General features: G+C 28.2%; 20 protein-coding genes. 2 read left to right on the top strand and 18 right to left on the bottom strand.

Annotated features, from left to right (window positions below; all coding sequences use genetic code 11):
• Positions 1-6: 6 nt before the first annotated feature.
• The 14 genes from OY14_04600 to OY14_04535 all read right to left on the bottom strand — a co-directional run bounded on the left by OY14_04600 (position 7) and on the right by OY14_04535 (position 9,202).
• Complete coding sequence (locus tag OY14_04600) at positions 7-222, bottom strand: hypothetical protein (GenBank protein ID AJA90733.1); 216 nt, start codon at positions 220-222, stop codon at positions 7-9.
• A complete protein-coding gene (locus tag OY14_04595; protein AJA90732.1) occupies positions 215-706 on the bottom strand; it encodes a hypothetical protein in 492 nt (163 codons plus the stop codon). Before OY14_04595 ends, OY14_04600 begins: the two co-directional genes overlap by 8 nt.
• 45 nt (positions 707-751) lie before the next feature.
• Positions 752-1,174 carry a hypothetical protein gene (locus OY14_04590; GenBank protein ID AJA90731.1) on the bottom strand — a complete coding sequence of 141 codons (423 nt, stop codon included), beginning with the start codon at positions 1,172-1,174 and terminating at the stop codon, positions 752-754.
• Positions 1,174-2,244 carry a hypothetical protein gene (locus OY14_04585; GenBank protein ID AJA90730.1) on the bottom strand — a complete coding sequence of 357 codons (1,071 nt, stop codon included), beginning with the start codon at positions 2,242-2,244 and terminating at the stop codon, positions 1,174-1,176. Before OY14_04585 ends, OY14_04590 begins: the two co-directional genes overlap by 1 nt.
• Before the next feature lie 53 nt (positions 2,245-2,297).
• Positions 2,298-2,837, bottom strand: coding sequence for a hypothetical protein (locus OY14_04580; GenBank protein AJA90729.1), 540 nt, complete (start codon positions 2,835-2,837; stop codon positions 2,298-2,300).
• The gene (locus OY14_04575) at positions 2,834-3,184 is read right to left on the bottom strand and encodes a hypothetical protein (protein AJA90728.1); all 351 of its coding nucleotides are present in this window, start codon (positions 3,182-3,184) and stop codon (positions 2,834-2,836) included. The genes OY14_04580 and OY14_04575 overlap by 4 nt, the downstream gene beginning before the upstream one ends.
• Positions 3,181-3,555, bottom strand: a complete 375-nt coding sequence (locus OY14_04570) for a hypothetical protein (GenBank protein ID AJA90727.1) — start codon at positions 3,553-3,555, stop codon at positions 3,181-3,183. The genes OY14_04575 and OY14_04570 overlap by 4 nt, the downstream gene beginning before the upstream one ends.
• The gene (locus tag OY14_04565; protein ID AJA90726.1) at positions 3,552-4,013 is read right to left on the bottom strand and encodes a hypothetical protein; all 462 of its coding nucleotides are present in this window, start codon (positions 4,011-4,013) and stop codon (positions 3,552-3,554) included. Before OY14_04565 ends, OY14_04570 begins: the two co-directional genes overlap by 4 nt.
• A gap of 3 nt (positions 4,014-4,016) precedes the next feature.
• A complete protein-coding gene (locus tag OY14_04560; GenBank protein ID AJA90753.1) occupies positions 4,017-4,934 on the bottom strand; it encodes a hypothetical protein in 918 nt (305 codons plus the stop codon).
• Between the two features lie 16 nt (positions 4,935-4,950).
• Complete coding sequence (locus OY14_04555) at positions 4,951-5,562, bottom strand: hypothetical protein (protein ID AJA90725.1); 612 nt, start codon at positions 5,560-5,562, stop codon at positions 4,951-4,953.
• Between the two features lie 54 nt (positions 5,563-5,616).
• A complete protein-coding gene (locus tag OY14_04550) occupies positions 5,617-6,219 on the bottom strand; it encodes a hypothetical protein (GenBank protein ID AJA90724.1) in 603 nt (200 codons plus the stop codon).
• Between the two features lie 11 nt (positions 6,220-6,230).
• The gene (locus tag OY14_04545; protein ID AJA90723.1) at positions 6,231-7,460 is read right to left on the bottom strand and encodes a phage portal protein; all 1,230 of its coding nucleotides are present in this window, start codon (positions 7,458-7,460) and stop codon (positions 6,231-6,233) included.
• A gap of 368 nt (positions 7,461-7,828) precedes the next feature.
• Positions 7,829-8,437, bottom strand: a complete 609-nt coding sequence (locus OY14_04540; protein ID AJA90722.1) for a hypothetical protein — start codon at positions 8,435-8,437, stop codon at positions 7,829-7,831.
• A 114-nt stretch (positions 8,438-8,551) separates the two neighbouring features.
• Entirely contained in the window at positions 8,552-9,202 is a 651-nt protein-coding gene (locus OY14_04535; GenBank protein AJA90721.1) for a hypothetical protein, read from the bottom strand.
• A gap of 189 nt (positions 9,203-9,391) precedes the next feature.
• Between OY14_04535 and OY14_04530 the strand changes: the two genes are divergently transcribed.
• The gene (locus OY14_04530) at positions 9,392-9,577 is read left to right on the top strand and encodes a hypothetical protein (protein AJA90720.1); all 186 of its coding nucleotides are present in this window, start codon (positions 9,392-9,394) and stop codon (positions 9,575-9,577) included.
• 168 nt (positions 9,578-9,745) lie between these two features.
• Positions 9,746-11,332, top strand: coding sequence for an ABC transporter substrate-binding protein (locus tag OY14_04525; GenBank protein ID AJA90719.1), 1,587 nt, complete (start codon positions 9,746-9,748; stop codon positions 11,330-11,332).
• Between the two features lie 75 nt (positions 11,333-11,407).
• On the opposite strand, the gene OY14_04520 is transcribed toward OY14_04525, so the two are convergent.
• The 4 genes from OY14_04520 to OY14_04505 form a co-directional block, all read right to left on the bottom strand.
• Positions 11,408-11,782 carry a hypothetical protein gene (locus tag OY14_04520; GenBank protein AJA90718.1) on the bottom strand — a complete coding sequence of 125 codons (375 nt, stop codon included), beginning with the start codon at positions 11,780-11,782 and terminating at the stop codon, positions 11,408-11,410.
• A gap of 175 nt (positions 11,783-11,957) precedes the next feature.
• On the bottom strand, positions 11,958-12,491 hold the full coding sequence (locus OY14_04515) for a hypothetical protein (protein AJA90717.1): 534 nt from the start codon (positions 12,489-12,491) through the stop codon (positions 11,958-11,960).
• Positions 12,492-12,655: 164 nt separating this feature from the next.
• Positions 12,656-12,844, bottom strand: a complete 189-nt coding sequence (locus tag OY14_04510; protein ID AJA90716.1) for a hypothetical protein — start codon at positions 12,842-12,844, stop codon at positions 12,656-12,658.
• Positions 12,845-12,965: 121 nt separating this feature from the next.
• Positions 12,966-13,367 (bottom strand): hypothetical protein, encoded by a 402-nt coding sequence (locus tag OY14_04505; protein AJA90715.1) that lies wholly within the window; start codon positions 13,365-13,367, stop codon positions 12,966-12,968.
• Positions 13,368-13,580: the final 213 nt, after the last annotated feature.

The raw sequence follows: 13,580 nt of genomic DNA, 5'->3' as shown, positions 1-13,580 counted from the left end.
AAACCTTTAAAGCACGCTAAAGGACAAAAATCGTTCGTACATTTCCTTGTTAAGCTTTAGATTAGCTACTCGGTTAACCTCTACAAGTTCTTTGTAGCTCATTTTCTTAACATCTTTGTATGTACAAATGCCCATTACAATAGGAAAATAATACTTATTAGCTTCTCTTGTCAAATAGTCTATGTATTTAAAATAATTATTTGCAATCTCTGACTTATTCATTAACACCTTCTTGCACTAAAGAATCAAGATCAAGCTTAGAAGAATCTTCTTGATTTAAATCTAAAGACTTCCTACTTGAAATTAAAAAATCATATCTCCAGCGCCCGTCAATGTAATCATACTTAATATAATCACCGTTTTGATCTTGGAAACTTTCAATGTAAACCAAACCAGGCTGTTTAAAACCTTCCACTGTTTCAAAAAGTGAATACTGAACTGAAAAAAGAATTGTGGGAAAAGCGTACTTATAAAGCTCAGAATATCTTCTCTCTTTGTTTAAGATTTCATAAAATTCATCTAAAAACCCTCTTGATATCATCAATTTGGTTATTTCTTTTAATGTTTGCAAATCGTTAAGTTTGCTAATCAGCTCATCTCTTTCAACATCAAATCCCAAAACATTGTCCCACTCGTACATGGGAATATCTTTTAGAATGTATGTATGTGTTTTATCTCTGGTTAATATTTTTAACTTATATCTCATTTTAAATTCTTATCCTTTAACAATTAAAGCGTTTCTATTGTTTGATCAACTTGCTTTCTCAACATCACAATTGATTGCGTGAATTGTAAACTTAACTGTATCATTCTCAGATGAATATTTTCGAGTTGGAATTTCTGCAAAAAATGCACTATTTGAAATAATTTTCAATCCCATTTGATCGTTAAACACCAATCTTTTTAACTTTTGAGCTTTTGGAACATTTGAATAAAATTGCTCATTACTAAGCTTTGTCAAGAGTTTGTAATCAAAAGACCCCTTACTTACTTCCAAATCAAAAATATGTACAACAGTTCTTGGATCTCTAAAACTTGGAATTGGAAAATTTCTGTCTTCTGTGCTTGCCTTAGCCATTACATTAGGCTCTGTACTGTACTCAATAGTACCCCTATCTATTAAACTGTCATTAAAACTAAAAAATATTAAATCTAATGAATAATATTCTCTCATTATGATGCTCTCCTTAAATATTCATTTATCTCTTGTGTGGTGATTACTAAATTAACGCTATTGAAACTGTCATTATATTTTAGTGCAACCTCTAAGCTTAAATTTAAGCCTTCAGAAGAGTTAATCTTAAGTCTAACCTGTTTGTAAAAAACAATAAGTCCTCTCTGTTTAAGCTCATGGAAAAAACATTCAAGCCCCGCTGTGTACTCGTTTGGTAAATTACAGTCTAAGTTTAAAGCATTAAGCTTGCTGTTGGCTCTATTGTTTTTATTCCAAATTCTAATAAGCTCTTTAATTGCTTCATTTCTAATATAATAAAGCGTAAAAGCCTCATCAATTGGATTGCCTGAAAGACAAACCCCTTCTTTAAAAGCTAAAATGCCGTCATTACCAGTTTCATTTAAAAGAGAATAAAAATTAATATTGGACTTTCTCAGAGAATCAATCAAAGAATCATCATAAATAGGAGTAGAATTTAAAATCATCCCATAAGGATTAACAGCATGGAAAATACTTGCTTGATGCAAATACATTGCTGCAAATTTAAGATGCAAATTTTCATTGTCACTGTAAACAGCAATAATGTTTTTAAGCTCAGCTTTGTCTTTATCTTTTAAAAAGCTTGGCAAACTGTTGTCTTTAGAAGCAAAAATAATAAAATTATGAGCTTTTCTAATAGCTTCAAAATCGCTACTAATAGAACCTACTGATTGATTTACAAAAACTATAAACGGATGTAAATTAGATTTTAAAAAATCTTTAATCTCTTTAATCTGATTGTAAACATAAAAATCAACAGACCGAAGCCCGTCTTGCCCAAAAAAATCCTCCATTGATTTTTGCAAATTACTAATCTCACCCTCTACCATTTTCTTCTTAGAAGAATCAGATTCATAGACCTTTTGTATCTCAAGTTTTTTAAGTGCTTCTTCAAAATTTGTAACACTTAATGCCAGGTATTTACTTGCTAAAACACTGCTTTTGTAAATTAAAAGCGGATTGTAATAATTAATTTTATTGGCATCTAGTCTGTTTTGTACTAAACTAACACCTATTGTATCTTTTGGCATTTATCCTCCTTTTTTTAAATTTCTTTTTTTAAATTTTTTTGTTTTTTAAATATTTAGTCTTCTTGCTTTAAAACTTGTATGTTCGCAACAAAAATCTGATTAGAACTAAAACACATGTTACTGTGCCTATTTGAAACACCAAGTAGTCCATCATTATTTAAATTGCTAATAGAACACAAATAATAAGTCAAAAGCAAATAAGAACCATTTTCAAGCTCTTTTTTAAACTCAAACCTAAATCTATTCTCATGTAAAAATTCCAAAAAATGTTCATACACTTTGTACATACTATTATAAGAATCCTGGCAAGCTTTTAATAAGGTGAAACTCAAAAAATAAAGCGAAAACCTCAATCTAAACTCATTAGATGAGCTACAAAAACTACTGCCATTTAGATTTCTCGGAGTAAGCCCTTCAAAAGACTCGCTTTTTAGTACAATTAAATTGTTAACATTTGTAGCAAATTTTTCTAAATAAGGGTGATTGTAGGTGTTTAAAATTTCTAATTCTATTCCTTTAAGATTTAAATATTCTTTAAATGCCGTAAGTATTTTTATTAAAAACTGTACAGATTCAGTTAGTCCTAAAATCATGATTGTCCTTTTGTTCTTAAAAGATTTAGTTTTTCAACATTGTTAATCAAATTTTTAAACTTTCTAGCCTTAAAAGCTTTTTTTGGCTCAAGATCTATTTGCCTGCTAAGCAGATAATTTTTACAAAAAACTCTAAACTGATCCTTTATTTCAACAAGCCCTTTTTGAATAGATTTTCTAAAAGCTATTTTTATTCCTTTATTTGAAAAAATATTAGAATAAAACTCTTTGTAAGCTATTCTTGCCAACTTAAAAGTAATCTCTCTCTCAAATTCTTCTGATTTGATTTTAATGTTATTTTCTGCATTAAAAGAACAACCCTCTTTAAATTCAATTTTTATACTCAACAAGAACTCCTTAAAATTAGCGTATTGTAACTTAAACCTTCTTCGTAGCTCTTTTGAACACCTAAAATCGAATAAAAATCCTCCTGCACCTTAACCAAATCTCCGTACTCAAATTCACAATTCTCAAGAGTATACACCTTAGCGTAAATATTTTTATCAAAAATATTTACTCCTTCAATCTCCACTACTTCTTCTGGGCTTATTAGTAAAAACATTCCTTTAAAAACAACAGAATCAGAACTTTTAAATCTCATCTCATAAGACGCATTAATTGGATCTTTGATTGCTTTAAATTTACAGAAAAAAAGATCTTGTGAATACATGCTTATAATATTGCTTAACCTTGTATTAATCATTTCTAAAGATTTCATTTAGCTACACCTATTAAAGAGTCTTTTACTCTTAACTCTTCTATTAAATTATCTAAACATTTACAAAAATCTCCCCCACAACCGCTGCTACTGCTAAGTGTTGTAGGAAAATATTCTAATGATATCTCTTTGAATTTTTCAGACTTAATTAGATTTAAATTAAAACCTTTCAATCTGTTTCGTTTTTTTAACTCACAACCAACAAAATAATAAATCAAAACAAACATTGTTGAATCATTTAAACTTTTAACCCTTATTCTCTTAAAAATTAAAATATTTTCAAGTAATTTTAAATACAAAGAAAATTCTTTAGCGCTAAAATCTTTAAAATCAAGCATTAAAAGCTTAAGTATTTGCTCATACACTGTTTTTAAAGAAAATTCTAGATCATCCCCGTCTAAAGTTTTTAATTTTGTTAAGCTTAGAAACTGATCATTATCTATTTTGCTTTCGTTCATTTTTTAGCTCAATTTTATTCTAAGGATTGAATTTTTTGTTGCCAAAATTGTCCCAATAGAAAAGTCAAGAAAACTTGTTCTAAAATTGCTACTTGACACTTCTGTATATGAATTTAATATTGGTTGATGACCATCCCTTAAAAGCAAGAGTTTACTACTTCTTGGATATATTAAAATTTCATCATCTAATAAATTTGTAGTCTCAAGCTCAATATTAGCATCATTATTGATTGCGCTTATAAAATCAAAAAGCATGTCTTTGTATGAATAATTATTATTTGGGAATCTCTCAAGTAAGCGTCCTTTGATCTTACTAGTTGTAAGTATTTTAAAAGGCACTCTTCGTTCATCTTCTAAATTAATCTTTCCAAGATCATCATTTATTGATTTTATTTGATCCAATATGTTTGTATGTTTAATTGTTTTATCTATTTGGTTTGGGAGATTCAAAAGTCCGTACATAGTCTCATTGTTAGACTCATCAACAAGAAGAGTTCTTTTACTACCTTTTGAAAGTGCAAGGCCACCTTTTAAATAGTGGGCACTCATTAACTTTTGTATTTCAATTATTGCTCCTAGCAATCCTTCCCTCATATTAATATTTGTACTTGCCTCTACACTAACTTTTCCATCCGGAGCGTAGTATGTAAATGCATACTGAAAAGGCAAATAATTAATCTTTACTATTTGTCTTTGGAACTTTATTGTTGAGACTGTGTTAAAATCATTAACCTTTAATGTCGGAATGTCTGTCAAATTAGAATACCACTTAATAATTCTATCGCTTCCAAGAGAAATGTTACTACTCTCTATTTGCTGTGAATCTAAAAAATGATAATATTCCGGAATCGGACACTCGTCTACTAAAACATCTCTTACCGTGTTTACATATTCGTCATTATTTAAGATACTCTCATCCATTTTAAATTCTCCTACTTTAAATTGCATCTTTTATTTGCTTGACTAAAAAAAGAACTCGAACTCCATAAACATCTTTTTTGTCTTTAAATTCCTCAGCAGATCCCAATGCTAAAGCGTGAATAACTGTTGCATTGTTACTGGCTTTTTCTAAAAACCCTTCGCTGTTTATTATTAATTTATCTTCTGCTTTGATTGTTTTGTCTTTAGCAATCAAAACACATTCAAAACTACATGTGATTGGAACAACTGTGCCGGTCTTTGAAAAATCATCAAAGTCAACACAAATCCCATAAAGATCTCTCCCGCCGCCTCTTGCTATTTGTAAATTTGAACCGTTAATAACAAGCTTGACCCCGCATTTGTAGCAAAAATCTTGAGCTTGATAATTTTCAAACTTATCAGCAGAAGAGCTTTTAAGCCCGCCTTTTTGAGAAAAATAAAACCCCTCATCTCCAAATTTAAAACTGTTTTCAAACACGGGGTAACTGCTGGAGTTAACACTTTGCAATTTGTCTAAAACAATTTTTTGAGCTTGATTTTTTTTTAAACTTTCAAGCTGACTCTCAAGTTCTATTTTTGAAGCCTTTAGTTTTTCTATCTCTTTTTGAAAATCAATTGAATCACTCATTAATAAATATCTCCTTTTTTAAATTTTTTTATTATTAGCTTAAATTACACAAATTCAAGCTAATACTTTTTTATTACAATAAAATTCACGCTTAAGCTCTTCCCATTGATTAAGCATTGCTTTTCTTAAATCTTGGTATGTGTTAAAAAAAGCGTTTTTGTTTCTTAAATTGTTTGCTTGGCTTGCTTGTATTCTTTGAAAATTTATTATTTTGTATGAATTTTCTGCATTTTTATTCTGATTAATGTTAGTCTTTGCAACCCTTATTAGTATAGCACGAGAATCTGAATTAATCTCATCAAGGTTGTTAGTACCAGCTATTGCTACAATTTGGGTTGAATTTACATACTTTCTAATAAGCTCTTCAGCTTGACCTTTTACAATATCCTTAAAAGAATACCCTTTTGCTAAAAGATTTTCTGTATTATATTCAAAACTCAAATTATCATTTGCAAGTTTATTTATCTCAACAGATTCTCTTAGATCTTTGTGAGAAAAACTACCTATTGAATTATTGCTAGCACTTTTAAGATTTTTATATTCTAGAAACTCTTGAATCAGGTCATCGCTTAAAACATTACTGTTTGTACTTAGATTTTTTAAATCTTCCTGGCTACTTTTACTTTTGTAATCTACGCTAGAAACTGCTTTCTCCATAATTACTCCTTTTAAATAACTAAACTTAATTGTTCTTTTAAATTTTCCTTTGCTTTGTCACTTAGATTTTCATTTTTAATTAACTCTAAATATTTAAAGTAAACATCAAGAAGTAAATTGTCCCTCTCAAGTCTTTGCTCATAACTTAAAATCTCAAGCTCATTAAATTTCATATTTAATCTGTAATATTTGTTAAGCTTAAGATTACATGCATTAGCAACAGACTCTTGTACGCCTTTTAAATAATCGTAATAATTACTCTTATCTCCCTTACCACTACTACCAAGCCCCTTGACTTGCTCATTAAAACTTCTAGTAAGAGGCTCTTTGGTATCAGCACCAATTTTTGCTTTAACAAGCTCAAATGTGTCTTTTAAAAACTCTAAGTCATATTTTATTACTTCTAGGCGCGCATTCTCTGATGCTGTATAAAAAATTCCATCATTGTTTAGACTGTTTTTAATCTTACTAAGCTCTCTGTTAAGCTGATCAGAAACACTACTTAATGCTGACAAGCTTTTGTTTGGCTCTTGACCTTTAAAAAAAGCAGAAAATATTCCACCTTTATTATTTGCCAAAACACTAACTTCTTCTTTTGCAAGTTCTAAAGATTCAACAAGTCCTACTAAATGTTCATCTTTGTAAAACAAAAAGTTATAATTTCTTATTCTTTTTTCAATCTCTAAATAAATTTGTTCTAAAAGACAAATATTAAGCAACAAGCTTTGAGTATAAGCAGGCTCATAAGAGCCTAAAACATAATCATAATTTTCATAAATTATTACTCTACTTTTGTCTATTTTTACAATCCTTGCTTTTTCTTCTGCGCCATCTAAATCTTCGTAACTAAAGAGATACTCTATATACTTAGATTCTCTTCTGTTAAGAATTCTTTGAAAATCTAAATATTTAAAACCTGTAGGTAATTCACTGTTAACTTTTTTACTTAAATCTTCATCCTCACCTTTGGGTTTTACCAAAATATAGCCTGCTCCATTAAACCTATAACTTACCATTGCTTCAAAAAGAGCTTCTTTTAATTCTACCTTTAAATTTAAAAGAGACTCTCTGCCTTCTTTTAAGCAAGAAGTTTCAAGTAAACTTAAATTAATTCCATTCTTAAGTGCATCTTCAGCTGTGCTATATATATAATTCCTAAAAAAAATTGAATACCGGTAAACATCAAAAGGATTAATTTTGGATTCTTTGTTTTTTATTTCCATTTTAAATTCATTAATCATTTTTTTAAATATCATAATACATTATTATATCAAAAACAGTTTTTTATGCAAATTAATATCAATTAATATTAAATATTAATTGATATTAATATATTAAACTTAAATATTAAAATTCATTTAAAATTTTATAAAAAAAACCAATAAGTTTTATAATATTTATGCTAATATTAATTTAAGGATATTAAGTAAAATCTACAAAATATTCTACTTACTGTTACGCGCACTGTTAAAATATAGAAATTATAATAATTAGATTAAAAAGAAGATTAAATTAATACTTTACCCAATCCCAATAAATATTAAAAAGGTAGAGAGCTGTTCTCTACCTTTTAATATTTAGCTTCATTTGAAAATCAAATTAAAATAACCTAAATATACAAAAATAAAACTTGCTTGCCTTCTATTCTTCGTTGAGCTACAAAAGATGATGCTAAAAGAGATGCTCGAATTGCTTTTATTAAGGCCTTGTCTGCTTGAAATGTAGATTTAATGATTAGAAGTAGATTGCAAAAAGACTCTCTTTGCTGGAGATCTTTAATACTATTAATTTCTTCCTCAGCCGATTTCATTCCTTCTTCCTCTTCATATAAAAGATCAGCTTCTTTTAAACCTAACAATTCAATCTCATTTATTGTATGAGAATCAAAATTGATTACTACCCAATAAAATAGTTTTAAAATCTTGTCAGCAATATTTAGTGTTATGGGAATCTCAAAATCAAGAGGAATTTTATCAATCTCTAAGAGTAAATGATTGTTTAGTTTTCTGGCTAGCTTAATAGTAGAAACAAGTCTAAATTTTGACTTATTGATCTTTGAATAAGCATCCTGCAAATTTATTGTATTTAAAACTTTATTAAAATCAGTCTCTACTCTTAAAGAAGAATCAATAACTTGAGCTGCCAACTTTTTGGCAATCCCAGTATCATTAAGTTTAAAATCTTGAAAATTACTCTTTAAGTTGGCATTATCACTCATAGTCTAAAACAATATAAATTATATAATACTTACAAAAATGCTTTAAAAGCAGTTTAAAAAATATTTAAAGACAAGCACCAATTGGAACCTGTCTTTTAAAATCAAAACAAAGGTTTAAACCTTCCCAAAATTTTTTAAGTTTTCTAGTTCTTTATTACTCTCACTTTCAGTAAACAATCTTTTAATCACTTTGAAAATCTCTTGATTGCATTTCTCAGGTTTTTGACTCTCTTCATTCTTATTTTTGTACTCTTCAGTACCAAATGCATCGGCTACCTTTTGGAAAAATAAACTTAAAGCCTCACCTTTGCTCTTTTTAATTTTATAGCAAACATATTCATTAAGACCTAAAGATTGCTGCTCATGAGATCTTTTTTTACATGCATCTACTGCCCTAGTGACAATCTCACAAATATTATTAAAAGAATTCACAAATTCTTTCTGTTTGTTAACATCCTTAGAAAGCCAATCGAAAAATTCTTTATAAGATTTATCATACTCCGCTTTCAAATTTTCTTCTTTACCATTAACTTCCATTGCATCTTTTAAGAAGCTTTTTAAAGCCCCTAACATTTCAGCTTCTTGTGATGTTAAAGTAGGCACTTGGGTAACATCATCATTAGTACTTTTAGCTAAACCATCACTAACAACAAGAGAATCATCATCTCCAAAGCCAGAATCAATTTCTGTGAATGACTTAACAGCGCCAAATTGCTTACAAGAAAATACTAATAATAGTATCGATAAAATACTTATCCTTTGCATTAAAACCTCCCCTAAAATAAGTCGTAATTATAGTTCATTTTTTAGCATTCTCAAGAAATTTTAAAAAAACAATCTTTATATTCTAAAACAATAAGCAAATTTAAAGATTAACTTTTCATTTCCCCCCAAACAATCCCAAAAAGAAAGATTGAAAATTTTATTTGAAAAAAATAAAGAGGGAGATATACTTTGTTTATTGTTATAAATCAACAATTCATTGAAAACTTCTTTAAAACTACAAATAAAGCCCTAAGGGCTTTATTTGTAGTTTTAAAGCTAATAGTAAGCATTAAAACTTTTTACTGTTTTGATTATGCTTTTATTAACACTTTTCATGCTCTAAAACAAATCTTGAAAATGTATTTGTTTAAATAAAAGGTATTTTCTGCTTGTGCTTTTCAGCTTCAATCGCATTTGAATTAAGAATTCAATTGGTCTTTTGGGGAATTTAACAAAAGTATAAAATGTGTTTTTAAAAATTATATTGCAATATAATTTGCTATAAAATAAATTATTACGAACTAAAGAGAGGAAAAATATAGTATGATAATGAAAAATATGTCACTTGTATCATTATTAATTGCAGTTGTAATCTCGTGCACAATTTCAAAAGAAAAAGATGATCTTGTCTTTGGGGTTGGAATTGGAAACGAACCAACATCACTTGACCCACAACTTTGTAGTGATAGATTTGGCAACTTAATTATAAGTGAGCTATTTGTAGGACTTTTAAAGGGTGATCCAAAAACAGGTGGGTACAGACCGGGGCTTGCAAAAAATTGGGATATTTCTTACGACAACACTTGCTATACATTTCATCTAAGAGATGACATTTATTGGAGCGATGGTATTAAAATAACTGCAAATACTATCCGCAATTCATACATCAACGCCTTAGCAAATAGTGAGGAAGTGCCCAATATTAACCTATTAACGTCAACAATAAAAAATGCAAAAGAATTCCATGAAACAAAATTAAATGAAGATGAAGTTGGAATAAAAGTTATTGACGAGAAAACTTTAGAAATAACCCTTTCAAGACCAGCAATATATTTTCTTGATATGCTTACAAACCCAGTATTTATGCCTATTCCTAACCACATCGTTGAAAAGTTTGGTAATCAGTGGACAAAAGAAGACAATATGGTTACAAGCGGGCCTTTCAAATTAAAAAGAAGAGTTTTAAACGAAGAAATAACTCTTGAAAAGAATAAAAAATTTTATGATGCTAAAAACGTTGTTATTAATGAGCTTACATTTGTTACAATAAACGATGCAAGTAAAATTTACAGCATGTACGAACACAACGAAATAGATGCTATTTTTAACAGCATTCCCTTAAAACTTATTAATGAGCTTATCTTAAGAGAAGATTTTTATTCATACGACATTAACCAAATTGGATTTTTTTCATTAAACACAAAAGTCAAACCCCTTGATAATGTTAAAGTAAGAGAAGCATTATCTCTTGCAATTGACAGAGAAACATTGGTCTACAGAGTGCTTGACAACAACTTTAAAGCAACACGCAAAGTAAGCCCTAACTTTAACAGCTACAATTATGGAAAAAAGTTAAAGCTTTACAACCCAAGAAAAGCAGAAAAACTTTTAGCTGAAGCTGGGTATGCAGATGGGAAAAGATTTCCAACTATTACAATAAAATACAATAAAAATGAGCTTGAAAGGGAAGTTGCCAATTTTATTCAAAGCCAATGGAAAAAAGTTTTAAATATTGATGTGGAAATTGAGCCTGAAACATGGAAAAATCACGTATCAAATAGTTTAAAAGGACAGTATGAGATCTCAGTAAGGTCCTGGAAAGGAGATTATTTAGATCCCATGACATTCTTTAACATCTTTGAAACTAAAAACGCACATCTTTCATCTTACGGATATTCAAATCCAGAATTTGACGAATTGATAAGCAAATCTGAACTTGAAGCAGATGAAAAAATCAGATTAGAAATATTAAAAAAGGCCGAAGAAATAATTATTGAAAAAGATTTTCCAATAATCCCAATATACAATGTTGCTGGAAATTATCTTTTTAAAAATGACAAATGGACGGGGTGGAGCCCAAACAGTTCAGAAAGATTTGCCCTATCAGAAATAAAGCCTTTAGAAGAATAAATAATTCTTAAAAACAGAACCTAAATCTTTGGTTCTGTTTTTAAAAACCTTTTTAAAAAAATGCTTTTAAAAAAATTAATTGTTTTCTTCATTTATGCTTAAAGCTGTTTCTGCTTTAGAAATATCAGATAAAATTTTAAGAAGTGGGTCATTTATGGTTAAAAATATGCTATTAAGCTTTTTAGCATCTAATTCGCTTAAATCTTTAATAAAATTTTTTAAATCATTTTGATTTTCATGGTTTTTTAAATCTTCTTCTAGTAAGTAAAAAGTTTCTTTTTGATTTAATTCTAACTTAGAAACTAAGTTGGCTCTATCCTTATTAAAATCTTTTTTGTCCTCTAGTAAAGATTTATTTGTTTTCTTAGCATTAAGAATGCTAGAATCTGAAAAACTACACCCAAGCAAAAAACACAAAAAAAATACAAGCAAATCACCATTTTTTTTCATAAATTTACTTTCCAAAGCCAGATATTGGTCCTTTTAAGGCCCCAAAAACAATGCTTGAGTCTTGAAAATTTCTAAACTCTAAAAAACATTGCTAAAATAATAAGAAAATATATTTGTTCTTTAAAGGTAAATATAAAAAATACAAACACAATAAATAAAAAATTAAAGCTTATTTTTACATTAATACTAAAGAGCTGTCTTTCAAATAAGCTAAATCCTTTAAAACCTTATCAAAGTCAACATTGTTACTAAGAATGTAACCACATATTTCTCTTAATTTTTCATCTATATCTGAATATTTTTGATTTAAAAGTCGTAATTCTGGCTGTGGATCTAAAACAGCGTAATTTCCTCCACTTAACATACTAAGCTTGCTTAAACTATTGCTACTTTTTTCTATCAAACCATGCTGTACTTTTAAAAGCTCTAATATTTTGTTTAAAAGCGCAATCTTTTGCTCGCTCGATTCGCTAAAGAAATTGCTAACTTTAATCTCACTATAGTTAGATATTCTTGAGCTTATTCTCTCGGTAAGGCTTTTGAATTTTCTTTGAATTTTCAAAATAGCGCTTTCTCTTTCAGCCAAAGAAAGCTTGGAAAAATTTAAATCGTACTTATTAAGATTTCCTTTGCCCATATTAGAAATATCATTCAAATGACACGAACTTACTATTATTACCAATATATATACATAAATATATCTCTTCATGTATATTCTCCTAATTAAAATTCAATTTATTTCAAACCATAAAACATTTTAAATAACTATCAATCACATACTTTTTACATAAATCCACCGATAAACTTAAATATATTGCTTAATATCAAAATTACTTTAAAATTTTTAATAAGTTTAATTCTTTCTTACTTGATTTAATTTTTTTTGTTTCTACGATACCGCTCTCTAGCTCTTAATTTAAGTTTTTCTCTGTTCTTTTTATAATACTCTTTGTTATATTTAGAGACTCTCTTTTTATCAGACAGTGAATCCTTATTGTGCCGATCAAAAGAACTACATCCAAAAAGCCATATTAAAAAACAAATAAACAAAACTATTCTCATATTTCTCTCTCCTTGAAATACACTTGAATAGACAAAAAAATATCTGACTAGACTTTTTTAATTATCAAAATATTAAATAATACATTTTTAAAATAACCTTGTTTAACTCACACACATCATACTAAACAGATTCAATAAACTTGGTAAATTCTTCCACCAAGCTGTTAAAATCATCTTCTGTGTAATTAAACTGTTTTAGTTTGGATTCAAAATCACTCTTTAAAGCATCTATATTAGAACTTACATCTTTTGACTCTTTAACTTTTATGTATTCAAATCCAATCAAAAATAATTGCAAAACAACATCTCTTTTAGAATCACCAACTTGTTCAAAATATTTATCAACTCTGGCTATTTTTTTAAAGTCACCATTAAGTTGACTTTTAATAGCTTCTAAAGCTTTTAACCTTTGTTTATCTGTAAAATTTGATTTTTCTATGTCTTCAGGCTTCACAAATAAATTACAGCTAAACAAAAAAATTAAGCCTGAGAGTAAATACATCACAAAAACCCTATTTATCATAAACAACTCCTTTGAAACAAGATTAGATAAAATCTAAATTATAAAGCATAGCAATAACATTTTCCAACCTTTTAAATTTAAAAATAATTTTTCAAAGCTTTTAAAAGATTAAATCTTGATATTCTATTATTTGCAAAATATTGTATTTTTAAAATAATATTTTAATTATTTTAAATTTATGTAATCTTGCCTTAAACCAGAGCAAATTAAAGA

The sequence above is a fragment of the Borreliella chilensis genome, assembly GCA_000808095.1.
In the GTDB taxonomy this organism is placed as follows: Bacteria; Spirochaetota; Spirochaetia; order Borreliales; family Borreliaceae; genus Borreliella; species Borreliella chilensis.
Note: the sequence above shows the minus strand (reverse complement) of the source record. Positions and strands in the feature narration are given on the sequence as shown.

What these genes read in the sequence shown, in the direction of transcription:
- OY14_04600 (AJA90733.1), bottom strand. Translation starts at nt 222, where the DNA reads ATGAATAAGTCAGAGATTGCAAATAATTATTTTAAATACATAGACTAT.
- OY14_04595 (AJA90732.1), bottom strand. Translation starts at nt 706, where the DNA reads ATGAGATATAAGTTAAAAATATTAACCAGAGATAAAACACATACATAC.
- OY14_04590 (AJA90731.1), bottom strand. Translation starts at nt 1,174, where the DNA reads ATGAGAGAATATTATTCATTAGATTTAATATTTTTTAGTTTTAATGAC.
- OY14_04585 (AJA90730.1), bottom strand. Translation starts at nt 2,244, where the DNA reads ATGCCAAAAGATACAATAGGTGTTAGTTTAGTACAAAACAGACTAGAT.
- OY14_04580 (AJA90729.1), bottom strand. Translation starts at nt 2,837, where the DNA reads ATGATTTTAGGACTAACTGAATCTGTACAGTTTTTAATAAAAATACTT.
- OY14_04570 (AJA90727.1), bottom strand. Translation starts at nt 3,555, where the DNA reads ATGAAATCTTTAGAAATGATTAATACAAGGTTAAGCAATATTATAAGC.
- OY14_04565 (AJA90726.1), bottom strand. Translation starts at nt 4,013, where the DNA reads ATGAACGAAAGCAAAATAGATAATGATCAGTTTCTAAGCTTAACAAAA.
- OY14_04560 (AJA90753.1), bottom strand. Translation starts at nt 4,934, where the DNA reads ATGGATGAGAGTATCTTAAATAATGACGAATATGTAAACACGGTAAGA.
- OY14_04555 (AJA90725.1), bottom strand. Translation starts at nt 5,562, where the DNA reads ATGAGTGATTCAATTGATTTTCAAAAAGAGATAGAAAAACTAAAGGCT.
- OY14_04550 (AJA90724.1), bottom strand. Translation starts at nt 6,219, where the DNA reads ATGGAGAAAGCAGTTTCTAGCGTAGATTACAAAAGTAAAAGTAGCCAG.
- OY14_04545 (AJA90723.1), bottom strand. Translation starts at nt 7,460, where the DNA reads ATGATTAATGAATTTAAAATGGAAATAAAAAACAAAGAATCCAAAATT.
- OY14_04540 (AJA90722.1), bottom strand. Translation starts at nt 8,437, where the DNA reads ATGAGTGATAATGCCAACTTAAAGAGTAATTTTCAAGATTTTAAACTT.
- OY14_04535 (AJA90721.1), bottom strand. Translation starts at nt 9,202, where the DNA reads ATGCAAAGGATAAGTATTTTATCGATACTATTATTAGTATTTTCTTGT.
- OY14_04525 (AJA90719.1), top strand. Translation starts at nt 9,746, where the DNA reads ATGATAATGAAAAATATGTCACTTGTATCATTATTAATTGCAGTTGTA.
- OY14_04520 (AJA90718.1), bottom strand. Translation starts at nt 11,782, where the DNA reads ATGAAAAAAAATGGTGATTTGCTTGTATTTTTTTTGTGTTTTTTGCTT.
- OY14_04515 (AJA90717.1), bottom strand. Translation starts at nt 12,491, where the DNA reads ATGAAGAGATATATTTATGTATATATATTGGTAATAATAGTAAGTTCG.
- OY14_04510 (AJA90716.1), bottom strand. Translation starts at nt 12,844, where the DNA reads ATGAGAATAGTTTTGTTTATTTGTTTTTTAATATGGCTTTTTGGATGT.
- OY14_04505 (AJA90715.1), bottom strand. Translation starts at nt 13,367, where the DNA reads ATGATAAATAGGGTTTTTGTGATGTATTTACTCTCAGGCTTAATTTTT.